The sequence below is a fragment of the Bacillus cereus group sp. Bc061 genome (genome assembly GCF_027715825.1).
Classification (GTDB): domain Bacteria; phylum Bacillota; class Bacilli; order Bacillales; family Bacillaceae_G; genus Bacillus_A; species Bacillus_A paranthracis.
Map to the genome: position 1 here is coordinate 1,327,318 of NZ_JAQFTZ010000001.1, position 18,925 is coordinate 1,346,242.

Below are 18,925 nucleotides of genomic sequence, written 5' to 3' on the forward strand. Positions count from 1 at the left end.
ATTTTCCTCCCATCATTTCAACTGCTGTACTGGATACTTTACAAATAAAGCATTCCTAAACTCTTTATCATTCATAAGCATTGTAATTTCTTCGTTATTTTCGTTAAGAAACTTTACTACTTTCTTTTTATCCCATATATCATTTTCTTTTGGGAAATTATCAAACTTTTCATACAGGATTGATAGTATTTCTTCTCTTTTTATCGTGAAATTTTTATTTTCTACTTGCAACTCGTAACCTTTTGCATTTGGTACTAAAATCGCTAAATAAATAACGTTAAAGAGAAAATTCTTCTCCATCGTATCCTTACCATCAAACCAATACGTCTCAACCATGTCTTCTGTCAAAGTTCCATTTCCTTTTGTACCATAGTTCACCTTTATACTTTCATTCTCTAAACTTACACTTTGAAATGTTTCACCACCGGGTAAACGATTAACAATTGCAACCACATCTGAGTTATTCCCAACATATGTCCCAGCATATTGCTTAAAGTCACCAGGTTCAACATCAGATATTTCTTTTATTCTTTCTCCGCTAGAACAAGCAGTAATACATAAAAAAATTGTTAGCATAACAACTACATTACGATGCATATATTTCATTTAGCATCCCCCATTTTTATCGATATTTCGTTAATTACAATACACCTTCTCAAAACCCTTTAAAATATACGCATTTTAATCAAAATTAAAAATTTTCATTTTTTATGTTTACAATTATCCATTAATTGTATATACTTACTAACGTAAGAAAAATATTCTAAAAGGAGGTCGAAGGAAATGATGAAATTACAATTACATGCTTTAACTTTAGCGTTAACTGCACCTGTGTTTTCTGGACAATTAAATATGAATTCGACCACCCTAATGGAGAATTGAAAATCGTACATTATTTCGATTAATTCATAAATTCGCCACAGGAGGTCGTATGCTTTCCTGTGGCTTTTTCACGCCCTGCCATAGGAGAACTATATCTTCCTGTGGCTTTTTTGTGCGATTTTTTAGTCTCTTACATTATTTTTTAAAGAAAGGAGCAACATTCGATGACTATTAGCGTATTGTTTTTAAGTATTACGATTCAAAGAAATACAATTTCCAAACATGAAATTTTTCATAATGAGCAAATTGAAAAAGCTATGAATGATGTTAAGGAGCGCCAAGCACTTTATTGTGATCACATGTAATTCCTTTTCGAAAGGAGGAATTCATTTATGACTTTTCATATTTTCTTTTTTACGACTGTACTTCAGAAAAATACTTTATCTGAAGGTGAAATCATTCGTAAACAACAAATAAAACAACTGACTGATAAAATGACTGACATTAAAAGTTCATATTATACGCATATGTATTAAAAATATATTTTAAAGGAGCAATACCTTCATGAAATTTAAAGCATTCTTTTTAACTATCACCATTCAAAAACGTAAGCTTTCTCAAAGTGAGATTTTACGTGAGCAACACATTCAAACTATTATGGACGAAGTAAAAGAGCGTCAAGCTTCTTATTACAGCCGTCTTTTCTAATAAACTTATAAAGGGGTTTTATCTAATGAAATTTAAAGCATTCTTTTTAACTATCACTATTCAAAAACGTAAACTTTCACAGAAAGAGATTTTACGTGAGCAACACATTCAAACCATTATGGACGAAGTAAAAGAGCGTCAAGCTTCTTATTACAGCCGTCTTTTCTAAATCAATTATAAAGGGGTTTTATCTAATGAAATTTAAAGTATTCTTTTTAACGATTACCATTCAAAAAACTAAGTTCTCGGACAGTGAGGTATTGCATGACCATCAAATTAATAAAGCTATGGAAGATGTAAAAGAACGTCAAAGTCACTACTGTAGCCATCTATAATTCCTTTCGAAAGGAGGAATGTATCATGACGTTTCATCTTTTCTTCTTAACAATTACAATCCAGAAAGAAATCTTTTCTGAAGATGAATTAAAACAAGAGCAACAATACAAAAAGATTATGGACGAAATTCGAGATCGTAGAAGCAAATACTACACTCACCTATAATCCTTTAAAAATATAAAACTTGAAAGGAGTCGATTATGATGTTGATAGCACGTTGTAAGGAAATGATTTGGATAGTTCAGAGGGATTCCACATAGTTTATTGGGGGCTATATCATACAACTTTACCGTTTTATTTGATATGTAATAAATATATAATAAAATTGCATTCGTACACTTTTTAACATTGATTAATAAACAAAAGATACACCACTTAAAAAGTGGTGTATCTTTCTCAACATATACTATTTTCGATTACTTCGTTTCGTCTTAAACAGTCTCACTAAGTTCGATACAACTGTTTTCGTTACTGCGTACACTGGCACCGCCAAGATCATTCCAATAATTCCCGCAAAGTTACCTACCCCTAAAATTAAAATAATAATTGTTAACGGATGGATATTTAATTTTGAACTCATAATACGCGGTGAAATGATGTTACTTTCAAATTGTTGTACAATTGTTACGATAATAATTACGTACAACGCTTGCATCGGAGATACGAACAAACCTACAATAACAGCTGGTGCTGCACCGATAAATGGGCCTAAGTTAGGAATTATATTTGTAAATGCAGCTATAATTCCTAAAACAAAAGCGTACGGTAAATCGATAATTAAATAACCGATAAAAGTAAAAGCACCTACAAATATACAAACGAGCGCTTGCCCTTGAATATATGCAGATAATGTTTCGTTCGTTTCCTTAATGATACGAAGCCCTTCTTCACGGTATGACTCTGGTAATAAGCTTACTGCTTTTCCTGGAAACGCATGTCCATCTTTAAACATATAAAATAAAATGAACGGTACTGTAAAAATAACTAATGCGACGTTCGTTATGATACCAAATAAAGCCGTTGCACTCGACGTAATTGTGTTTGGTATATCCTTTAAGTATTCAATTGCATTTTTTTCAATTGTTTCAATGGAAACATAATTTTGTGTAGATAACCATTCAAACAATCTATGATGGGATAAATCTTGTATGTATAGTTTTCCCTCTTTTATATAGCCTGGCATATTTTTCACTAAATCCATTAGCTGTTGTGAGATCGTTGGAACAACTACCCCAACGCCAACCGCAGTTAATGTTATGATAAAAAGATATAACAGTAAAATCGCTAAATTTCTAGGTACTTTTTTCTCCTCTAAAAAGACTAACACCGGATTAAATATGAAGTATAAAAATAACGCGATTAAGATTGGGAAAAACAGCGTTGATATGAAGATACCAAACGGTTGAAATAGAAACGATATTTTTGTGCAAATAAATATGATCGCTACAACCATTAGCACTTCTAATGTCCAAAAGTGCACTTTCGATTTCAAAAAAACGTCCTCCTTTAAACTAGCACTTCTCTTCATTGTACCAAAATAAGTAACAATTTCACATAATATTTTCCTTTACAATATTCCAAAATACCAATAAATACACTACAATGAGATTACATACAAATTTGCAGGTAAAGGTGATAAAAATGACACAATGCATCATTTGCAGAAAAGATACGAAAGAACTTAGTGAACAATATGTCATCCCAGAAATATTATGTGGATATTATTTCACAAACTCAATTTGTGATACTTGTTATGAACAAATGACAACAAATATTGATCGCCCCTTAATTCGGCATAAATTAAGTCAGTTTAAGATTGAACATATGAAAAAACAGATTGACTCCCCGCTCTATACGAATGAGCATGGTGAGGAACTTGCGGCCGCTGAGACAGATGTTGTTGAAGTAAGTGACGAAATACTTTATTCCAATGCATTAATTATGAAACTATGTAAAAAGCACGATATTTCACTACATAACGAAATCTGGAAAGAAGAACGTGTAACGAAAGTAGCTAGCTCTATTCAACGGGAATTACTTTTAGATAACCGTAAGTATAAAATGAGTGTATTAAAAATGGCTTATACTTTCGCTGTACAAGCAGTCGATGGCTATTTTGAAGATCCAGATGCGATTGATATTTCTAGCATCCTATCGAATGCCGACTTCATGGAATTAAAAGAAAAGAGCATTGTTCGCGATTTAAGCAAAAGTTCATTATGGAATACATTAAATACAAATAGTGAAAACCATTACTTTATTTTATTAAGTGATAAAGATGGTCTGTTCTGTTTCATCCGTCTATTTGATATTTTTGACGTTGTCGTTCATTTATCCGAAAAGAGATATGAACTTCCATCACCAATAGTCGGTGTAAATGATGTAAATAAGCAAAAATTTTACGTTCAAACTTTAAAACAGTATATGGACGGGCTCTTTAAAGAAAAGTCACCTTCTATTTAATTAGAAACAGAACATACGGTCTCCTTTCTTGATGAAAAGACACTGTGTTATAATAAGTATGAAAAGAACAATACAATCACATAAACCAATTATAAATTGTATATAAATAAAAAAGACTAGTGTGCGGCTACACACTAGTCCACGTAACTTAGCAGATTGGATTGTTCATTTATCCTATTTGTTTCTTACAAACAAAACAACCCACATTCTATTGGCATAGGTGGGTTGTTATTTTTTGAGCTTGTCTATTAAAACGACGACGAATGTTAACAATGCAACGAGAAACAGTCCACCTTGCAGTAACAACGCTATTTCACTCACTTATTATCACCCCCCTCCTACTTGGAGAAGTGATAATTGAACAACCAACCGTACCTTAAGTTACTATTTAATTTTACCATATTTTCTGATAGTTTACGATGAAAACCCGCAAGTGATTTACTTGCGGGTTTTTTCTCACTATTTTTTTAATGCATATGCATCAGCTATCATTTCACCAACAATTTTATTTTCTTGTTTCTTATCTTCTTTCAATAAAGGAAATAACAGTTCTGCCACTTCATATGCCTCTTCTAAATGAGGATATCCCGATAATACAAACGTATCAATTCCTAACGCTTCATATTCTTTTATTCTATCTGCTACTGTATGCGGATCTCCAACAAGCGCAGTACCTGCACCACCTCTTACAAGCCCGATGCCAGCCCATAAATTAGGACTTATCTCTAACGACTCCCGTGTACCTTTATTTAAATGGGTCATTCGCTTTTGACCAACTGAATCATATCTTGCAAATGTCTTTTGAGCAAGTTCAATTGTCTCATTATCTACATATTGAATTAAACGTTCTGCCTCTTCCCACGCTTCTTCTTCTGTTTCTCTTACAATTACGTGTAACCTGATGCCAAATCGCACTGAACGTCCCTTCTCTTCTGCCAGTTTTCTTACTTCCTCTATTTTCTCCTTCACTTGCTCTGGTGGCTCGCCCCACGTTAAATATACATCACTATGTTCTGCTGCAACTTCCTTTCCAGCAGCGGATGATCCTCCAAAATATATAGGAGGGTATGGCGTTTGCACTGGCGGGAACACAACTTTACTTTCCGTAACTTTAATATGTTTTCCTTCTAAAGAAAATGTTTCACCTTGCAATGTCGATTTCCAAACTTTTAAAAACTCATCAGCTGCTTCATATCTTTCATCATGCTCAAGATACAATCCATCTCCTTGTAATTCAACTGGATCTCCTCCAGCGACTACATTAATAAGTAACCTCCCGTCTGAAATTCTATCAAATGTAGATGCCATCCTTGCTGCAACTGTCGGTGACATTAGTCCCGGTCTAACTGCTACTAAAAATTTTAGCTTTTCTGTCTCAGCTGCAAGTGCCGATGCTAATACCCATGGATCTTCACAACCTTGGCCAGTTGGAAGTAACACACCTGTATATCCTAAATAATCAGCTGCCTGTGCAACTTGTTTATAATAACCATACTCAGCTGCTCTTCCTCGTTTTGTCGTTCCTAAATATCGTCCATCTCCATACGCCGGAATAAACCATAATAATTCCATACCTTTACACACCCCTTATTTATTTTGAAACGTACACTAAACTACTCTATATAAATTACCCCTAATAATTTATATGTTAATTTCCTATCTCGCCTTTAAAGTTATCTCGCCATCTTAAAAACTTCACTTCTAGTAAACGTACGAGTGAATCCGAAAACTTCCCAACAAATGCAAAGATAATAATACCGACAAATACAATATCTGTATTTGAAAATTGCCTTGCATCCATAATCATATAGCCAATACCTTCTGTAGATCCCATAAGTTCTGCTACTACTAAACTCACCCATGCTACTCCTAATGATAATCTTGCCCCAAGTAATAGGTTTGGCAATGCTGCCGGTAAAATTAGTTTTGTAATTAATTTTCTTTTACTAAACTCTAACACTCTCGCAACATCAAATAACTTTGAATCTACACCTCGTATTCCTAGAAACGCGTTTACGTATAAAGGAAAAAATGCACCATCTGCAATTAATAACACTTTTGATGTTTCCCCAAAACCGAACCATAATACGAAAAGCGGTGCAACAGCTAAGTGAGGCACAGTTCTTAACATTTGTACTGACGGATCTAAATATTGCTCACTTCTCGTTGAAAATCCAACAATTGTTCCTAAAATAATTCCTAAACTCCCGCCAATAAAGAAACCAGCCGCAGCCCTGAATACACTAATACTTACATGACCGAATAACTCTCCTGTTTTTATAAGTTCTTGAAAAGCTAAAAATATATCTAGCGGCGTTGGTAAAACTGTTTTAGAAACTAGACCGAATACGCCGGCCAATTGCCAAATTATTAATATAATAATCGGTATAGTAATTGCCCTTATCAAAAATTTGATATTCGTCTTCTGTACTTTCTTTACATTGTTTTTCTCAATCGTTATACTCGCCCTTTTAATAACCGCTTTCGTATTCTCCAATTTATACAACCTCTTTTCACTTCGCCTTTAACGCTTTTTCTACGAAAGAATTATCTACAACTTTATCTGTCTTAATTTCTTTCTTTATAGAACCAAGCTTATATTGAAAATCTGCTGTCTGTTGCTGTTCTGCAACTATTTCTTTCGTTACCGGAACTAAGATGGGTTTGTCGTGATTAAACACTTCTTTTACAATATCTGCATCTATTTTCTTTGCAGAAGTGTATATTTTTATTGCTTCATCCAAGTTTTCATCTTGCCATACACGTGCTTTTTCATATACTTTAAGGAATTTCTCCACTAATTCTGGATGCTCTTTCGCAAATTTTGTTCTCGCAATTAAAAACTCTGGAGAAGATACATTTAATTGTTCACCATCTGTAATCACCTTCGCTCCTTTATTTACCGTATGTAACGATATGAAAGGATCCCAAATTGCCCATGCATCTACTGATCCTGATTCAAATGCTGGCTGCGCTTCATCTGGTTGCAGTTGAATAACATTTACATCTTTCGCATTGATACCTTCTTTATCAAGCACTCGATACAATAAATTAAATGCGCTACTTCCTTTTGCTACTGCGATTTTTTTACCTTTTAAATCTTTTACACTCGTAATCTTGCTATCTTTTTGTACAAGAATCCCTGTTCCTTTTCTCGCATAACTTGTATTAGCAATTTCGGTAAATTCAATACCTGCTGCTTGCGCGGAAATAACTGGAGAATTGCCAACTTCACCAAAGTCTAATCGATTTGATGCGATTGCCTCAAAATAAGGAGGTCCACTTTGGAACTCTGTCCATTTCACCTTAACTCCTTCTTTTTTAAACTCCTCTTCAAACCATCCCTTTTTCTGCGCGAGTAATAGTGGACTTAACCCTTGCTGAATACCAATTTGTACTGTTACATCTTCCTTCTTACTACTTGCTGTACTTTTCTCACATCCGAATAAAAATAAAGAAATAGCTAATGCAAAAGAAAGAACTTTAAATTTTTTATACATAAATACTCACCCTCTCCCTATAAACTTGTTTGAATCAATCCTCCATACTCAAACTGCTGTAATACTTTCTTTCGAATTTCTTGGAATGACTCCGAAGTTTTACTACGCGGATAAGGTAAATTATTTTCAATTACTTTATGTATTTTTCCAGGCTTTGCACTCATGATGACAATTCTGTTTGAAAGATATATTGCTTCGTCTATATCATGTGTAACGAATATCATTGTCGTCTTTTTTTGTTCCCAAATGTTGAGCAGTACTTCTTGCAAATGACTTCGGGTAAATGCATCCAATGCTCCAAATGGTTCATCAAGTAATAATACATTAGGATCTCTTAGCAACGCTCTTGCAATCGCAACACGTTGTGACATCCCGCCTGATATTTCTTTCGGATATGATTTTTCAAAACCGTCTAACCGAACAATTTTAACCCATTCCTTTACCTTATCCTTCACATACTTATCTTTTAATGACAAATCAGCTGCAATGTTTTCTTCAACTGTTAACCACGGAAACAGACGATGCTCTTGAAATATAAATCCTTGCTTCTTACTCGGTTTTGTTATACGCTCCCCATCAATAATGATTTCACCTTCAAAATCGTTGTCTAAACCTGCAATAATTTTTAATAATGTACTTTTTCCACAACCACTCGGACCAATTACTGTAACAAAATCCCCTTTTTTTAATTGAAAATTAATATTCTCTAATACTTGAACAGTACCAGTTTGCTTCGAAAAATATTTTGATACCTCATTAATTGAAACAGTCACTTCTTCCCCTCCTTGAAATGATTCATCTAAATGAATAGATTCAGTATTTATGTAATAAAAAAACCAAAGGCATTTTATCAATAGATAAAATGCCTTTGGTTTCTCCAATCAGCAATACGTAATAGAATTAAGTACATATTATACAAATATTTCCGATAAGTCAACTAGGTTTTATTAAAAAATACATATGATTCGTTTAAATACCCTTATTGTTATTTATATAAAAATTATTTTTTATGTTCCTTAATCCACTGTAACCAATAAGAAAACTCACATGCCAAATGCATTTGATGCGATTCAATAAGACTATTAGGACAAAGTGCCGGAAACTCTACAACTAGACTTACTTCTATACCAGTATCTGTATCTTTGAATTGATGTCGAACTCCACCAATAGTAGTACCGTCTTTCATACGTGCAACACCTGTTGATTGGTATTGATAAGACTTATCTCTAGGTGTCTTTAATCCTGTTTCGTCACCAAAAACAATAAAAAATTGAACTGGAAATGGAGAATTACCAGTAGTTTCGATAACCTCCAATTCATTTTCCCCAAAGGGTCTTAGTACGTAGTGATCTGGACAGGCTGATAAATTCACTTGATTATTTTCATCTGATTGTTCAAGCATAAAACTATCAATTCCATTTATCGCCTCTTCTGCTGTAATCCCATCTAAATAAATATTTGTTTTTGAAAATTTTCGTCTATCACCAGATAAAGCAGTACAAATACGCATACCCATTTCACTTAATTTAAGTTTAGATTTTAACTTATCATACATTTCATTGTATGAATAATTTAATTTTAGTTCTGTTAGTTTTTTTATCATAACGTCTGTATCATTTAATTCTGGCTCTTTATGTCCTAATGTATTGAAAACTTTTTTCATACGTTCTTTTTTCCACTTTGTAAGTTGTTCATTCGAAATATTGTTTCCATCAATCATGATCTTCATATACATTCTCCTTCTCTTTGATCATATCGTAGTGTATTTAATACTAAATTAACCATTTCTCGCTTCATGTCTAGATTCAAATTCACCTCTGAATGAGCAATACTGCTAAGACCGTATAAAATAAATCCTGATGCTAATAATGAGTTATCAATATTAAAAATCCCAGTTTTCACCCCTTCTTCGATTACTTGTCGAATTAATGGCTGCATTCGCGTAAATAATTTCTGTTCCAGTTGAAAATGTTGTTCCGTCTGAAACGAACTCACATTTTTATAAGGCGCTAATTTTTCGATAAATGTCCAAAATATATTTAGAGAATCTTTCAGCTTTTGCATGACAGACCGTTCATTAGAAACAAGTATTTCTTCAATTAACTCCATATTTTTCACAATAAAATCATTTAATACTTCATCAACAAAATTCTCTTTAGACTTGAAGTAATAATAAAATAAGCCCGTTGCTACACCAGCATGATTCACAACATCTTTTATGCCAAATCCTTTCATACCATTTTTCATATATAGTTCAAAACCAATATCCATCAACTCTTGCCTTCTAACATCTGGTTCTTTCGATATTCTTTTCATATGTTATCTCCTATTATGTTTTTTCTGCGACTGAATATAATTCAATCATAAACGACTGAACTGTATTCAGTCAATATTAATTTCCACAAAAAAAGAGTAATCCCAAGAAATATACATCTAACCTTAGACTTATCAAAAAAGTTAGATTATATAACTTGAGACTACTCAATTTCATTAAACACGTATTCTATTTTCAAATCGATTACAATTTAGTTTAACCTCACTCTTTCTGTCTCTACAATCATTTGAGGAAGCGTCTTTTGAATTATTTCCTCTAATACATTAAGAGCTTCATTCACATAACCATCCTCAAACTCCTCTAAAGACTCAGGTAACTCATCCTCATCTAAAATAAAATATTCTCCACTTGGAAGTACCAAAATATCAATAATTAAGTCTTCAAATGACACTAGTTCATCTGTTATTTGCGTATTTTTTACAACATTAAAATAAGAGCCTAAATACGTTCCATTCTTATCTCTCCATATGTATAAATTGTACGGACGATCTTCCCAATAGTATGCAATGGTGTAACTTCCTTTTGGGATTGTTAAACTCGCAAGATGTGCAGTCATTGTAAATGAATACTGAACCTCATGAAATAGCACGATACTTTGCAACTGCTTTTCAAGTAATAAACAAGTGTGTTCTACTGTTGTCGAGTCATATCTTATTTTTCTTTCTATAATTTCACTTTTTGGTGTTAGTAATTTATTCATTCTTTGTTTCCCCTTATGCTATTTCTAGCTTTATTATATCCATTTATATAGTGATAAAGAAGTGTTTGGTCTCCAAATACACAATAAAAACTCCCTCTTATTTTAGAAGGAGTTTTTCACTGTCCATGTTTCATATTTTTTTACTTCTAATGGAAGCTCATTTGTTTTCAGCCACTCTACTGCACTACATACAAGCGGAGATGAATTGTCTTCTGTAATGCTTTCTATAGAAACCCATCTCGCTCCTAAAGAATCTTGACCTTCAAATTGTTTTGGTACTATGATTTTCCCTGCACTCTTTTCAACTTCATACAAAACTGCAATATGGTGTACATGTGTATAATCTTTAAACTTTGAAGGGTATTGAAAATCAACCGTTCCTACTTGCTTTATAACCTTTACTTCTAATCCAGTTTCTTCTTTACATTCCCTATGGAGTGCCGCTAACAGCGACTCCTCTTCATATAAGCTCCCACCAGGTAGATCATATCTATTCTTATATGGACCTTTTGATTTATCGATTACTAATATATTATTATTTTCGATACAAATACCGTACACACCAAACGCACGATGAAAATTAATAGCATTACCCATGTTTTAATTTCTCGGTAACTGCATCATAAAATTTCCGTTCCTCATCAACATTTAAGTGAACACGACTTACTGTTTTAGAAAATCCATATAACAATTGTGCTTTTATTGGCTCTTTAAGTATTATTTCAAATGTTGGAGGTTCCTTTATAAATTCCATCACCGTTGCGTCAAGAAGCTCTTTCTCTTTTTTTAAAAGTTCTCCTTTATAAAACGTAATCTTATCAATTTGTGTAAACGGTATAATGATTTTCTTCCCTAATCCAATTTGAATAATTACCTGTTCTTCCGTAACAATAATTGGATTTTTACGCATTGCTTGTATTTCAGCTAAAAAATAAAACATTGCATATACGTTTAAAATAAGTAACACCCATGCTACAACTGGATTTCATTGATGAAACAAATAATGAAAACCGATACTTTCTATTAAAGTCGCATGGATGATCATAATATATACACCTATTGCACCAGTCTTTTTGTGATATGAGTATACGCATTCACCTTCTGGCACTTTTTCACGCCACGATAAAAATGCATAATAGATTAACTTACACTCTGTTACAATGATATCTACTAATTTATTTCTTTTCATAGTGGTGTCAAACGCTGCATCAATTGCATAAGAAAATGAAGAATACTCACTTTTATATTCTTTATATTTTTTTCTTATTGTAGGAAGCATTCTAACAATTTTATATAGAAGGAATAACTCAAAACATACAAAAGCAATTTCCCCTGCAACTATAATATAAGAAACGTATGAAAAAGCTTGTAAATAGTCGCTTGGAATAATAAATCTTGCAAATATATAACCAGCTATTACAACAGGAAATATATACGTTAACGAGTACCTTTTTCGAATAATAAAGAAATACGTAATGATTGGAATTACAAACATACAATCTAATATTGACCCAAGGACAACTTCTTTCGGAGCAGCTGGTACAATCGGAAGAGCATATAATAAATAGTTTGATAACAAGATTAAAGATACGAGTCCAATCCATATACCTTTTCGCCTTCGCGAAAGTGTGACACTCATATGTTCACTCCTCTATTTAAAAACCTCATTTAAATGATCTTTATAAAATGAAATAGCACGTTCAAATTCTTTCACTTCTTCTACTTTTACGACTGTTTCAAGTAATAATTTCATCGCGGATTCATGATCGTTTACGTTATATTTCGCTAATGACAAAAATACTTTCATCACATCATTATCTGGAAACTGCTGTAATCCTGTTTCTAAAACAGTAATTGCTTTGTCATACTCACCTATACAACGATATGTACTACCAAGGCCGATATAAGCTCCGCAAAGTGACTCACCTTCAAGACCGTTTGCAATTGCCTGTTCATAATACGGCATAGCTTCTGTTTCCAGCCCCATTACATCATGTATCCAAGCACATTGATAAAGTACTTCTGCATCCCTCGTAAAATTCGTTAATCCAATGAGTATCTCTTTAGACTGCGCATATTTCTTTTCTTTCCGGAGTTTAATAGCTTGCTTTAATAAATGTTCCATAGAATTCACTCCTCACCAATTATTCTATGTATCCATATTGAATGGTTAACGTTTGTATCAAAGCAAAAAGTTTCGCTTACCAATATATACTATGCGGATTCACTCTTATCCAAATACTTGAAATTATGAAGCAGTAACGCGATTACATAGTACCTCTAACCTTTTGACAATTTCTTTCGCTGTTTCATCTTTTCCATTACATAACTGCCCTTTACCGTCTTGTCCAATTACGTAGTGCATTGCTCCGCGCGAATATAAAGAATGTGGTGAATTTGCAATCATTACACTCGCCTTCGCTTCTTCCATTCTATTTTTCGCTCTTTCAAACAATTCTTCTTTATTTACGTCACTTTCAAGTTTAAAGCCAACGAGTACAGTTTCTGGATCCCACTCTTTTATTTGTTTTAATACTTTCGGTGCCTTTTGAAAATGTATAATTGGTGCTATATCACTTGAGATTTTTCCATTCATATCAAGAACATTACCCTCTTGATCACAAATCTTGTCCACAATCCAATCAGATCCAGCCGCTGCCATAATAACCGCATCGACTTTTTCATGCGTAATGATACTTTTCATTTTATCTTGTAAATCAACAATTCCTTCAAATGGATGTAATTCTAATTGATTGTTTATATCATTCGGTTTCTCCGCAAAATAACCATGTAAATATATAACATGGGCCCCTTTACTTATAAGCTCTTCGGCGATTATTCTTCCAATTGTTCCTTTTGCCATATTTGTATGGCCGCGTACTTGATCCCATTTTTCTAAACAACCACCGCTTGTAATTAATACCTTTTTCCCCTTCATCGTAACCATCCCTTACTAATTTTTCTTACGAAACCATTCTGTTCCAAAGTCAACTATATCACGTTGTTTCATAAGACGGCACTTTGCGTTTCCTATTTTCCCCATTGTTACGGTTCCTTTTTGCTCAAACTCTACACCAATTTCTACAAATTTGTCAGAATCGTAATCCATATCAACAAATTCTTTCCATACTCTTTCACCATTTTCTATAATAGGTGCCCCTACTTTTATTAACTCACATGCACCAGAACGTACTTCTGATAAATGTACAGAAGTATTCGAATCATATCCAACACCAATTAATAATATGTATCCGTCTAGATCGTATATTTTTCTTAATGGAGATTCTTCTCCTAAACTCATCGATAGTGACTGATTTACTGTTATTTCTTCTGCATGTCTTCCCCATGCAGCAAAGCTTCCTAATGGATGGTTACTACGTACTACATTCGGATATGTACGAAAACATTCAACTACTTTTCCCATTGCCCTTGTTGGTGTTATATGTGGCTCAAATGCTGGAACGTTATCCCGAATAATTTGCCACCATTCTTCAGGTACAGGTGGTCTTGACCAATGTTTCGGATCAGATAAATCCGAAGACTGAGTTGGCATAATAATCGTTCCCTCTTCTGTAATAACCTCCATTAACGCCTCTACTACTGCAACTGCTCCGCCTGATACCCAGCCAATGGAACTTAACGAAGAATGTACAATAACTGTCATTCCTTTTTCTAATCCTAATTTTCTTAAATCATTTGTAATTGTTTTGATTGTATTTGGCAATTGCGTACTTGCCACTATGTCATTCATTTTCACTATTGTTCCCCCATTTGTTTTAAACTACTACATACATATATTATCATATTTTTCTTAATTTTTAACTTAATCATTTTATCTATGCAAAAAATGAAGGCGTTACATCAAAAACATAAAAACACTATATACAAACAAAGAGCTCACCAAAAATGATAAGCTCTTTGTTTCATTTATCCTTCAATTGTAACTCCAGTAAACATCGATAAATTTCCTGTTATTTTCTCACCTACACGTAAAAATAAACCAGCAGCTCTCCCGCTAATACAGTGTGAACCAATTAATAGTTTACCAGTATACGGACCGTCCCACGTGTCAATTGTATAGTCTGGCATTTCTATGTATTGCTGATATATTTTCCGCTGTTCAAAGTAATACTCTGTTTTATCTTCAGCTAATAGTTCATTATTTTCGTATATAGATACTCCTCCGCCTTCACGGCCGTATAAAGGTTTAGAAACATAGGATTCATTTCTTTCTATAAACGGTTTATTTGTAAAATATGTTGGTAGGAAGTATTTCTGAATGATTCCTCGCTCCTCTTCCTTAAAGAAAACTTCTTCTTCGTAAAGTTGCCAAATTAATGCGAGTACACTTTTATTTTGCATAAGAAAAGCAGCTGGTGGATTAATGATTTTCACTCTGCCTTGCGCTATATGATCTAAAAACTGGAGTCCAATTCTTTTCCCGCTTTTATCAGCATCTGAAACTAAATATTCAATTGGATATAGTCTATATAAATAATGAATTCTCTCACCATTTTGCGTATATATACCATCATCTGCAACAACGATATCTTGAATACCTATATAATCCGTTGACTGATCTAAACAATAGCTTCTTAAAAATTGAACTGTTTGATGGTCTTCATCATGCCAATCATAACTCGTAAAATAAATCGTTTCTCTAGGATCTATACTATAGTCATGTTTAATTTGTTCCCACGCCTGCACAATATGCTCCTCTATATGATTTGGATGATTTACATCGTGATAACGGCATAACACTTCATTTGCGACAGATGGCTCTAAATAACCTGTTGGTGTATCACAATTTACTTCTATTAACTTTATATCTTCACCATTTACGATAAAGTCAAACCTTGTAAAATATGAAAATAAACCTGTATGTTTCATTCTCGCAATTTCCCACGTTTCAGCTGGAAATCCTAATTTTTGAAAATCTTCTGTCGTATTGAGAATGTATTGATACGTTCTATATAACACATACATAATTTCTTCTGTCGCTTTTGAAATAGCAGTATAAGTTTTTACTGGCATACGATACATACCTGTTGCCATATATTGATTCCATTCTTCATTTTCTAATAGACTCGGCCAAGTAAACCCATTCCGACCAGCCTCTTCTGCAAGTGAAAACCATACTTTCATATACTCTTTCTGTTCTTGTTCTGTATACATGATTCTATTATCCTTTCGTGTTATGATCCGGCTGGCGCTTTTGCATTCCCAATTCCACTAGAACCAGAATTCACTTTCGGCGTTTGTGTCGTAGATGATTTCGGCGCATTTGTATCTGGTGTTACTTTATTTGATGGATTTGGCTGCTGTTTATTTAAATCTACTTTATTGGAAGAATTACTATTGTTACTGTTAGTTCCGCCGTAATACCCGCCACCACCGCTGCCTCCAGTTCTACTTTGGTCTTTTTCACGATATGGAATAATGTTATTTGCATACGGTTTCTTCATTATATTCGGTTTTACTGCATAATTCATATTTGAAGTTCTGCTTGCTAATAAATATCCTGCAACGAACGGCAGTATCGGTAAATGTGAATTTTCATGATAAGAAGAAAATGACGGATTATTTTCCTTACATAACTCATCTTTTTCTACATTTTCATTAGTTGGAGCTTTATCATCACAATTTAATCTTTCTTGTTCATTTCCTTGTTTTGCACCATCTGTTTTAACAGCAGTACTTTCTTGCTGGGCAGTATCTTCTTCATAATCGCCACAGCCCGTTAATAAAAAAGATGACACTCCTATTGAAGTAGCAATTTTTATAAATTTACTTTTATCCATTCTCATGTGTTATACACCTAATTTCTATTATCTATATTTTTCCAGATACCTTTATTATATAATGTAAATATCACTTTTTTCAAACTAAACATAAGATGTATATTTATATATTTTTATACTACATTTCCAAATAACAACAAAACCTTTCAACCCCCGGATATTTTTCTCCTAAACTTTTAACCTGAAAACCAATTTTTTTATAAAATTCTACCGCTTCATCGTCTGTCTCTGCCTCTAGATACATCAATTGATGCATTCTTAATACTTCCTTTATCATTTGCCACGCAATTCCATTATGACGATATTGTGGAACGACTGCTATATGACAAATTCTCGCTTTCTTTGCTCCAATTATTTCAATACCTATGCAAGCCTTTTCTTCATATCTATGCAAAGTCGCTTTATTCCTTTCATAAAATAAAACTGCTTTCTTTAAGCTAGTTTCACTTGGTCCGACTGCATACTGTAGTACATTTAAAATGGGATCTTTCTCAATTTGTTCAACGCGTTGCAAATTCATATCATCATTCCTTTCTATGAAAAAAGATTAGCTCTTTATATAAAGAGCTAATCTCATTACGCCGTTATTTTTTCTTCTTTCTTCACAACGACCGCTACATAACTATGTAGTATCATTCCAATAATAACTAGACTCATACCAATCCAAGATAAAGATGACGGAATTGGTGCAGATAACAAGATAAGTTCTCCTACTAGCGCAAATAAAACCTCACCGGACTGAGTTGCTTCCACTGTTGCTAGTTTTTGCGGATCATCTTTTACAAGATCTGTCGCAAAGAAGAATAATACCGTTGCGATTAAGCCAGAACTAACTGCTACAATAAAACATTGGAAAACTTGGCTACTTGACGGTAGACCACCTGTTGATACTTCATAACCAGATAGTAAAAACCAAAATGGTAAGCTTGCTAATGTCATACCGAGAACTCGCTGAAATACATCTAATTCCCCTTTACAAACTTGCATCATTTTTCGATTTCCAAGAGGGTACGCAAACGCTGCAATAAGTACAGGAACGACACATAAAACGGTTTCACGAATTCCTAATGAAGAAGCATGTTCTACTTGCATAAGTACAACACCACATAAAATAATACCCGACATAACTAATTCCTTCATTGGGAGTTTTTTATGTAACGGATCTACTGCAAAAAATGGTGTTAACAAAATCCCTGCTACGATCGTAATTTGCCATGTTGATGCAACGAGCCAACCAGGTCCGAAAGCTCCAGCAAAACTAAGTGGTGCATAGAAGAGACCAAATCCAACGATACTCCACACTAACCATTCTTTCGGATTGTTTTTCATATATTGAAAGAGTTGCTTTAAATTCCCTCTATACATGACAATAAGTAAAAGCATTGGAACCATAAAGTAGTACCGTAATGATGCACTCCAAATCCAGCTTCCACCTTCTAGGTCCATTACCCGATTTAAAACGAAGGTAAAGGCAAAGAAAAATGATGCCAATATCCCTACTGCAATAGCTTTCATTATAAAACCCCTTGTTTAGTTTCTTCTTATACTATACAACAAATTAAATATAATTAAAATTCGAAATCTTTATCTTGTATGCATTCTAGCTCTATATAGTTTTCTTAACTGACTAATATGAGCTTGATGGTACCGATTATGATCAGCTATATGCCATATTCCCCACCTTATAGTCGCATTTTCTCCCTTTTCATAAAGTGAAACTTTAATCAGTGGGGGTTTTGTTCATCCCCCACTGATTATTAGTTGAACCAATCGGACTTTTATGGGCAGTTGATCCCCCACCTAACTTCTTTTCTTTCGCTGCATTTTGAGGTGGGGGTCTTACTGCCCATTAAAGTCGGATAAAAAACCTCTCGTGTTAAATCATTTTCTGTTAGTTTCAAACATTCCTCATAAAACATATGTTGCACTGCTTCATAATCTTGCATTAATTGTTGCAATGTATGTTTTCTTAAACTGGGCAGCTCTCCTGCTTCATTTAACATAGGTCCATATATATTATCAAGTGCCAGTGGAACGGGTTCTCCTTTTAAGCGGTATACCCAATGCAAATCGACAACTGCTAAATGTTGAAGTAGTTGTCCAATACTATTTTCATTATTTTTTAACCCTTTAAAAGACAGTTCTTTCTCATCGGTACCCTCTACTAACTTTTGCAACCGTTTAAATGTATCGGCAACTGTCGCATATAGAATTGCTACTTGCGGGTTCATATTTTTTTCTAAATAGAGATCTTTCATAG

25 protein-coding genes and 2 pseudogenes are annotated in these 18,925 nt (G+C 33.6%); 7 read left to right on the plus strand and 20 right to left on the minus strand.

Annotated elements, in window-relative coordinates:
- Positions 1 to 12: 12 nt before the first annotated feature.
- A complete protein-coding gene (locus tag PDQ40_RS06990) occupies positions 13 to 606 on the minus strand; it encodes a DUF4825 domain-containing protein (protein ID WP_048557961.1) in 594 nt (197 codons plus the stop codon).
- A 440-nt stretch (positions 607 to 1,046) separates the two neighbouring features.
- Between PDQ40_RS06990 and PDQ40_RS06995 the strand changes: the two genes are divergently transcribed.
- From PDQ40_RS06995 to PDQ40_RS07020, 6 genes are read left to right on the plus strand one after another with little or no spacing between them, the layout of a single operon-like run.
- Positions 1,047 to 1,187: a YrzI family small protein gene (locus PDQ40_RS06995; protein WP_000156198.1), complete on the plus strand. Its 141-nt coding sequence runs from the start codon at positions 1,047 to 1,049 to the stop codon at positions 1,185 to 1,187.
- Between the two features lie 27 nt (positions 1,188 to 1,214).
- A complete protein-coding gene (locus PDQ40_RS07000; protein WP_000142725.1) occupies positions 1,215 to 1,358 on the plus strand; it encodes a YrzI family small protein in 144 nt (47 codons plus the stop codon).
- Between the two features lie 28 nt (positions 1,359 to 1,386).
- A complete protein-coding gene (locus PDQ40_RS07005) occupies positions 1,387 to 1,530 on the plus strand; it encodes a YrzI family small protein (RefSeq protein ID WP_000668983.1) in 144 nt (47 codons plus the stop codon).
- A 25-nt stretch (positions 1,531 to 1,555) separates the two neighbouring features.
- Positions 1,556 to 1,699: a YrzI family small protein gene (locus PDQ40_RS07010; RefSeq protein WP_000668966.1), complete on the plus strand. Its 144-nt coding sequence runs from the start codon at positions 1,556 to 1,558 to the stop codon at positions 1,697 to 1,699.
- Positions 1,700 to 1,724: 25 nt separating this feature from the next.
- Entirely contained in the window at positions 1,725 to 1,865 is a 141-nt protein-coding gene (locus tag PDQ40_RS07015) for a YrzI family small protein (protein WP_000669815.1), read from the plus strand.
- 25 nt (positions 1,866 to 1,890) lie between these two features.
- Entirely contained in the window at positions 1,891 to 2,031 is a 141-nt protein-coding gene (locus tag PDQ40_RS07020) for a YrzI family small protein (protein ID WP_000142740.1), read from the plus strand.
- Between the two features lie 241 nt (positions 2,032 to 2,272).
- On the opposite strand, the gene PDQ40_RS07025 is transcribed toward PDQ40_RS07020, so the two are convergent.
- Positions 2,273 to 3,358, minus strand: coding sequence for an AI-2E family transporter (locus tag PDQ40_RS07025; protein WP_048557962.1), 1,086 nt, complete (start codon positions 3,356 to 3,358; stop codon positions 2,273 to 2,275).
- 149 nt (positions 3,359 to 3,507) lie between these two features.
- Here PDQ40_RS07025 and PDQ40_RS07030 point away from each other — a divergent pair, with 149 nt between their 5' ends.
- Entirely contained in the window at positions 3,508 to 4,329 is an 822-nt protein-coding gene (locus tag PDQ40_RS07030) for an HNH endonuclease (RefSeq protein ID WP_000189721.1), read from the plus strand.
- Between the two features lie 228 nt (positions 4,330 to 4,557).
- On the opposite strand, the gene PDQ40_RS07035 is transcribed toward PDQ40_RS07030, so the two are convergent.
- The 18 genes and pseudogenes from PDQ40_RS07035 to PDQ40_RS28190 all read right to left on the minus strand — a co-directional run bounded on the left by PDQ40_RS07035 (position 4,558) and on the right by PDQ40_RS28190 (position 18,923).
- Complete coding sequence (locus PDQ40_RS07035; RefSeq protein WP_001289320.1) at positions 4,558 to 4,650, minus strand: putative holin-like toxin; 93 nt, start codon at positions 4,648 to 4,650, stop codon at positions 4,558 to 4,560.
- Positions 4,651 to 4,788: 138 nt separating this feature from the next.
- Positions 4,789 to 5,901, minus strand: coding sequence for an FMNH2-dependent alkanesulfonate monooxygenase (gene ssuD, locus PDQ40_RS07040; protein WP_000422271.1), 1,113 nt, complete (start codon positions 5,899 to 5,901; stop codon positions 4,789 to 4,791).
- A 76-nt stretch (positions 5,902 to 5,977) separates the two neighbouring features.
- Positions 5,978 to 6,826, minus strand: a complete 849-nt coding sequence (locus tag PDQ40_RS07045) for an ABC transporter permease (RefSeq protein ID WP_000432113.1) — start codon at positions 6,824 to 6,826, stop codon at positions 5,978 to 5,980.
- Positions 6,827 to 6,842: 16 nt separating this feature from the next.
- Complete coding sequence (locus PDQ40_RS07050; protein ID WP_000276922.1) at positions 6,843 to 7,829, minus strand: aliphatic sulfonate ABC transporter substrate-binding protein; 987 nt, start codon at positions 7,827 to 7,829, stop codon at positions 6,843 to 6,845.
- A 17-nt stretch (positions 7,830 to 7,846) separates the two neighbouring features.
- Positions 7,847 to 8,602: an ABC transporter ATP-binding protein gene (locus PDQ40_RS07055; RefSeq protein WP_000218629.1), complete on the minus strand. Its 756-nt coding sequence runs from the start codon at positions 8,600 to 8,602 to the stop codon at positions 7,847 to 7,849.
- A 227-nt stretch (positions 8,603 to 8,829) separates the two neighbouring features.
- The gene (locus PDQ40_RS07060; protein ID WP_000699947.1) at positions 8,830 to 9,558 is read right to left on the minus strand and encodes a hypothetical protein; all 729 of its coding nucleotides are present in this window, start codon (positions 9,556 to 9,558) and stop codon (positions 8,830 to 8,832) included.
- Positions 9,555 to 10,145: a TetR/AcrR family transcriptional regulator gene (locus PDQ40_RS07065; protein WP_000822635.1), complete on the minus strand. Its 591-nt coding sequence runs from the start codon at positions 10,143 to 10,145 to the stop codon at positions 9,555 to 9,557. The genes PDQ40_RS07060 and PDQ40_RS07065 overlap by 4 nt, the downstream gene beginning before the upstream one ends.
- Positions 10,146 to 10,354: 209 nt before the next feature.
- Entirely contained in the window at positions 10,355 to 10,864 is a 510-nt protein-coding gene (locus PDQ40_RS07070; RefSeq protein WP_001037865.1) for a DUF402 domain-containing protein, read from the minus strand.
- Positions 10,865 to 10,966: 102 nt separating this feature from the next.
- Entirely contained in the window at positions 10,967 to 11,461 is a 495-nt protein-coding gene (locus tag PDQ40_RS07075) for an NUDIX hydrolase (protein WP_000525962.1), read from the minus strand.
- Positions 11,454 to 12,503 (minus strand): annotated as a pseudogene (locus PDQ40_RS07080) (hypothetical protein). The gene PDQ40_RS07075 and the pseudogene PDQ40_RS07080 overlap by 8 nt, the downstream one beginning before the upstream one ends.
- 12 nt (positions 12,504 to 12,515) lie before the next feature.
- Positions 12,516 to 12,989 (minus strand): tetratricopeptide repeat protein, encoded by a 474-nt coding sequence (locus PDQ40_RS07085; protein ID WP_000400626.1) that lies wholly within the window; start codon positions 12,987 to 12,989, stop codon positions 12,516 to 12,518.
- Positions 12,990 to 13,112: 123 nt separating this feature from the next.
- Positions 13,113 to 13,802 (minus strand): phosphopantothenoylcysteine decarboxylase domain-containing protein, encoded by a 690-nt coding sequence (locus tag PDQ40_RS07090; protein WP_000676710.1) that lies wholly within the window; start codon positions 13,800 to 13,802, stop codon positions 13,113 to 13,115.
- 15 nt (positions 13,803 to 13,817) lie between these two features.
- Positions 13,818 to 14,615, minus strand: coding sequence for a BA2930 family N-acetyltransferase (gene aacC, locus PDQ40_RS07095; RefSeq protein ID WP_130776749.1), 798 nt, complete (start codon positions 14,613 to 14,615; stop codon positions 13,818 to 13,820).
- 176 nt (positions 14,616 to 14,791) lie between these two features.
- Complete coding sequence (locus tag PDQ40_RS07100) at positions 14,792 to 16,039, minus strand: glutathionylspermidine synthase family protein (RefSeq protein WP_061184563.1); 1,248 nt, start codon at positions 16,037 to 16,039, stop codon at positions 14,792 to 14,794.
- Positions 16,040 to 16,059: 20 nt separating this feature from the next.
- A complete protein-coding gene (locus PDQ40_RS07105; protein ID WP_001242153.1) occupies positions 16,060 to 16,671 on the minus strand; it encodes a hypothetical protein in 612 nt (203 codons plus the stop codon).
- 112 nt (positions 16,672 to 16,783) lie between these two features.
- Positions 16,784 to 17,185: a GNAT family N-acetyltransferase gene (locus PDQ40_RS07110; protein ID WP_001053313.1), complete on the minus strand. Its 402-nt coding sequence runs from the start codon at positions 17,183 to 17,185 to the stop codon at positions 16,784 to 16,786.
- Between the two features lie 56 nt (positions 17,186 to 17,241).
- On the minus strand, positions 17,242 to 18,180 hold the full coding sequence (locus PDQ40_RS07115; protein ID WP_000643675.1) for a DMT family transporter: 939 nt from the start codon (positions 18,178 to 18,180) through the stop codon (positions 17,242 to 17,244).
- 69 nt (positions 18,181 to 18,249) lie between these two features.
- Positions 18,250 to 18,923 (minus strand): annotated as a pseudogene (locus PDQ40_RS28190) (DinB family protein).
- Between the last annotated feature and the right edge of the window lie 2 nt (positions 18,924 to 18,925).